The sequence below is a fragment of the Vibrio sp. S234-5 genome (assembly GCF_000960595.1).
Classification (GTDB): Bacteria; Pseudomonadota; Gammaproteobacteria; order Enterobacterales; family Vibrionaceae; genus Vibrio.
Map to the genome: position 1 here is coordinate 1 of NZ_JZAM01000232.1, position 4,262 is coordinate 4,262.

Sequence of the window (4,262 nt, forward strand, 5' to 3'; positions counted from 1 at the left end):
CCCCGTGAAGCCGAGCTTGAAATCGGCAACTACATGGTGTTTTATAATGAAGAGCGTAACCATCAAGGACTCAATAACCTCACTCCTGATGAGGCCTACTTCGGTAGGCAAAGATACGCAGCATGAGCTGGGTCAACCACTTAAGAAATTAGCTTATGTGTCCAACCGTTGGGGTCCACTTCTGAAAAGCTTGCTGTGTTTTTTCCAAATCCTACCCTGAAAACAGTCGAAACTGCTCTTGAGTGGTTTGGTGAAAATAATGTTGTGAACTTGGATGAACGCTTAATGGATTAGCGAGGGTTGTAGAGCATTGAATATGACCTCTGTAGAATTTAGATATGAATGCTATGGAATATAGAGCAAGCATTGCACCTACCCACTCATGATTGTCGTTTACTCCTTCTAATCCAAATCACCTAAATTAGAGCACTGGTCATTCTTAATAGAAAAGCTACAGAGCTAAGCTCTGTAGCCTAGCTAACTCTGCGCCAATAGATAAATTGGTAACTCTGAACAGGTAGGGAAATAGGCACTACAGGGCTTCTAGTGAGAACAATACCAAATTAAATCGTTATCGGTATTATCAAGAACACTGTTCTCGTAAATTCATAACTACATTAATTTTTTGTTTTTTGTTTTTTGTTTTTTGTTTTTTGTTTTTTAAATATGAAAAAATAAGTTATGTTTGAACACTGTTCTGAAAATTTTAGTCCTGAGTTTAACCTTATATCCCCCACAACAATACAAATCGATCGGCAGGATGAAGGCTTTCTAGAAGCAGAAAACAGCTACAGATAACCAGAAAATTATTGAATTACAAAGCGAAATTTTTTGATGCACGAAAATTACATTGCAGACGAAGCAGACAAACTTCTCTGCACGAAAACTTGCGCTACATGCGAACATGTCACACGAAGCACTAAAACTGTCTTTTGCGACACAGCAATTGCGCTTTGCGACAACGAAAAAAAATCAACAAGAGCAAGTTTTGCTCATTTGTTTTTAATTTTTCGGTCTTGCTCCTTATATTAAAGCTATAACCGTTATAATAGTTATAACAGTCATAATAGTTATAACATGTTTTTTTGAGGGAATGTAGCTTTAATTTGGTACCTGTAAGACAATAAAATTTGAAAGCCTATTTTCAATATAAATAAATCATACCGAAAGAGTACTAAATCATACATATTAACTCATAACATACTTTCACGAACAAGCATGCTATTTTAATAGCATGCATTAACAAAACAACACCATTTAAACCTCAATTATCAACATATTTTACTTTTTAATTTATAAACAGCTGTGCGAGATATACCCAGGGTTTTCGCAATCTCATTCATTGTTATGTTGGGGTTTACTTTTCTTTCTTCAAGTAACGCTTTTAGACGATCACGTTTCTCAATATCCACATTTGTTCCTTTGATAACTCCCGTTTCAATTGGAAATGAACAAACAACCATAAAAGCTTCGTATCTGCTAATACAATTCAATAACGTCATCGACTTTTGCATATTGCTAGATGTTTCTAGCCAAATGTCGGCATCTTTCAATCTCCATAAATTACCCTCAATCTCTCCGCCTAAAGATCTAGCAATTTCTACAATCCATATTTCGTAACTCGCCCTATTAATCTCGAGATCTTTAATCATCTCATAGGCTTTGGGGTAATGAATTTTGCTAAACTCTAAAATCACTTTTGCATAACCTGTCCAATCTGGTTCAGTTTGATCCACATGATTTAGCCAACCAATTGCCATCCGAGGTTGCACTGAAAATAAAGCTAACCAGCGATATAGTAGTTCTGCTGTAAGTGTCAGATCCCCTCTCTTATAGTCATTCAGATTACGCTTCTCTGATTTGTCATTGGAGTATCGATAAACAGCAGAGACCAACCTTCGTGTAGCTTTCTTATATGCTAAGGCATTCCTAGAAGAGTGATGATCTCGGCAATAGTATGGAGACTGATTCACTCGCTTATAGCAAAGCGCACAAAATGGTAGAGCCAAAGTAGTGTATTTTTTTCGAATATTATCAGATGACGGTCTTTGAGGAGTTTTACCTTTCGCTTTAACAAGCATTCTCTCAATCACATCAACATATTCGATGACTAAAACATCTTGATTTTGAAGTGTTGTTTTTTTCTCATCACTCGTATTTTTAGTTCTAAAATCGATTAGCTTATCTATCGTGCTAGATACCCCCCGCAGAAACGTACAAATTCTTCAATGGTAGTCGGCTTTCGATCCGCAAAAGTCTTAAGAAAACGGAGGTTTAACATTAGCACTTCAGAAACTTCTAACTCTAAGTCAACATTAAATGCTTCGATAACAGAGATACCTTTTGGACTTTTCTTTTGAGTTAGCTTTTTGTTTTCTGTTTTAGATCGTGCTTCTAGTTTCTTAAGGTTTTCCTCTAATTTCTTTTCAAGTACTACCGTAGCCACTTTATCCATCAGTGTAAACCCTATTGTGTCTTTTCTTTAATCTACAACACTTGCGTTTGTTTTCATACGATTACATCAAACAGAAACATAAAAACAAAAACGAGAATAATAAAAATGATAGATAGAAATTTTATAAGAGTTAGCGACTTAGCTACGTACCTAAATATAAGTAAAGTGACTGTGTGGCGCTGGCGCAAAGAAGGTCGTCTCCCGCCAGCTCGTGCAATCAGCACGCGAATTGTGGGCTGGGAACGAGAGACGATTGAATTATGGCTCGAAGAACAAACAACAGAGCTACCGTACTAAGAGGCGTAAGTGAATGAACATACAAACTAACGAACGCACTTACATTACAGACTTACGTACCAAGCTTAAGCAGCAATTTATTCAAGAAATGCATAACGCGAATAAAGATCCAGATAAGGGCATTACTTTCGACGTGATGCTTGCCGCTTACGAAGCTGCAAAAGCGGAAGGAAAATGTTTTGAGAACCCAGCCCAATTACAAGCCGCGGTTGGTGGGAGGTATGTAAAAGCTCAAATAGCATTTCAAGTACTCGATTCTGCTCAACCTAATACGAATCGATATAATCGAGAAGTTCCCCAGTGGTTTTCCAGCCCGCTAGAAACTGCACTAAAACTCGACATAGCGGCTTTGTGGCAAGCTGTAGAGAGTAACATTGCTAGTATTGTAGAAAGTCGAGTAAAGATAGCTGAACACTGTTCTGAACAGAAACGCCTACAAGCATTACAATCTAGTGAGCTGGTCGAAGAGCTTCAAGACAAACTTGATGAGCTGAAAGAACTACCAGGACAACTTAGTGAACTAAAGATCGACAATGAGCGCTTAAAAACCGAAGTGAGCAGACTTGAAAACAAAGCCTCAACTTTACAAGCTAGTTCAGACTCTTCATTTGCCTTACAGCGTAAAAACGCGATTTTAGAAGACAACAATGCGAAGCTTAAATCTGAAAATCAGAATATGAGAAAAGAACTTGAGCAAACTGCTGCACTTCTACAAGAAACGCTTATCAAGAAGGCCAATTTGGAAGGTCGCTTAGAAGAACGCAGCGAGTTTTCTAAAATTACTAATGAAAACACTCAAGTTAAAAGCTAGCTCTACATCACGATGATCCATTCCCACGCATGGGAATGGATATACAATATTACCTGAAGTCGAAACTTTAGGAGCCTGTGTGCCACAATGTAGTAAAGCACTAGTAATTACTCAACAAATAGACATAAGGGAGGTGCTGAACACCCTGTCTAGCACGAAATTTATTGCACAGAATGCTGTTCAGTGCGATCGCAAAGGTCAATTTTATATAGACAATGGAATGAACAATGTTCGCGCTATAATTAATGAAGATAAAACTCATATCTCGTTTTTCTGTCGTTACCCTCATTACACAAAGGTAGTCGACACGATGCTAGAGGAGTTTGCACAGGAGCAAGGTTTACAGATTAAAGACTGGGAGAGTTGACCTGATCCAATTGCGAAACTCCATACACCTAAACCTACGAGTAAGTAAGACCTGAAGTTTTAAATAGCAAACAAGATCACATTCTATCCGACATTCCGCAGCTAATTTAGGAATAAACTACCTCATAGAATCTACCGAGTAATTTGAGTAGTTGTGTTTGGTGCTCTTGAAGTCCAGTGATGAACCGTTGGCCGTTAATCTCTAGCGTATCTATGCCTTCGAATTGCAAGAAGACCCAACGTGCCGTCGGTCTGGAGGTCGTCTTGTTCTTTACCATACTTGGGAAGAACGCTTCGGTTTGTGCGAGTTGCTCTCTGATTTTGTGTTCTAAA

Annotated in this window: 4 protein-coding genes and 2 pseudogenes; 3 read left to right on the top strand and 3 right to left on the bottom strand. The window is 38.2% G+C overall.

Going from position 1 to position 4,262, the window contains the following annotated elements; all coding sequences use genetic code 11:
* A pseudogene (locus UF06_RS14400) lies at positions 1-126 on the top strand (IS3 family transposase); the annotation flags it as partial.
* 1,145 nt (positions 127-1,271) lie between these two features.
* Here the strand turns inward: UF06_RS14400 and UF06_RS14405 are convergent.
* Both UF06_RS14405 and UF06_RS27830 read right to left on the bottom strand, forming a co-directional pair.
* A complete protein-coding gene (locus UF06_RS14405; RefSeq protein WP_242402019.1) occupies positions 1,272-2,081 on the bottom strand; it encodes an HTH domain-containing protein in 810 nt (269 codons plus the stop codon).
* Between the two features lie 104 nt (positions 2,082-2,185).
* Positions 2,186-2,455 carry a hypothetical protein gene (locus tag UF06_RS27830; protein ID WP_242402020.1) on the bottom strand — a complete coding sequence of 90 codons (270 nt, stop codon included), beginning with the start codon at positions 2,453-2,455 and terminating at the stop codon, positions 2,186-2,188.
* Between the two features lie 105 nt (positions 2,456-2,560).
* Here UF06_RS27830 and UF06_RS24550 point away from each other — a divergent pair, with 105 nt between their 5' ends.
* Together UF06_RS24550 and UF06_RS14410 are read left to right on the top strand one after the other, a co-directional pair.
* Complete coding sequence (locus tag UF06_RS24550) at positions 2,561-2,752, top strand: helix-turn-helix domain-containing protein (RefSeq protein WP_054702239.1); 192 nt, start codon at positions 2,561-2,563, stop codon at positions 2,750-2,752.
* A gap of 13 nt (positions 2,753-2,765) precedes the next feature.
* Positions 2,766-3,563: a hypothetical protein gene (locus UF06_RS14410; protein ID WP_045571062.1), complete on the top strand. Its 798-nt coding sequence runs from the start codon at positions 2,766-2,768 to the stop codon at positions 3,561-3,563.
* Positions 3,564-4,036: 473 nt separating this feature from the next.
* On the opposite strand, the pseudogene UF06_RS14420 reads toward UF06_RS14410, so the two are convergent.
* A pseudogene (locus UF06_RS14420) lies at positions 4,037-4,262 on the bottom strand (IS1634 family transposase); the annotation flags it as partial.